The sequence below is a fragment of the Sphingopyxis sp. RIFCSPHIGHO2_12_FULL_65_19 genome, assembly GCF_001830555.1.
Classification (GTDB): domain Bacteria; phylum Pseudomonadota; class Alphaproteobacteria; order Sphingomonadales; family Sphingomonadaceae; genus Sphingopyxis.
In genome coordinates, this window is sequence record NZ_MIAM01000019.1 from 1 (window position 1) to 361 (window position 361).

The 361-nt window shown below is 69.5% G+C and carries 1 protein-coding gene; it reads right to left on the reverse strand.

Annotation, left to right across the window (positions count from 1 at the left end; all coding sequences use genetic code 11):
• The coding region (locus A3E77_RS06345) for a putative sulfate exporter family transporter (protein WP_293644260.1) at positions 1-361 on the reverse strand (361 nt) is incomplete at both ends.

Sequence of the window (361 nt, forward strand, 5' to 3'; positions counted from 1 at the left end):
CGGCATCCTGTGCCGGTTTCGGGATTGCGATCACCGAATTGACCGCCGCAATGGCAAGGAAGCCGAGGATGAACCAGGGCAGGCGCAGCGGGATTCGGGCACCGGCGCGGCCTTCGCCGCCGCGACCGAGCCACAGCGCGACGAGCATCAGCATCGGCGCGAGCAGCGCGACGCGCGTCAGCTTGACGATCGTCGCCACCTCGCCCGCGGGCGCGGAGAAGGAGAAGCCCCCGCCGATTGCCTGCGCGACGTCATGGATCGACGCGCCGATCAGGAATCCCGCCTGCGCGTCGGTCAGCCCGAGTTCGGCGGCGAGCACCGGATAGAGGGTCATGGCGAGCGCGCTTGCAACGGTGATGCC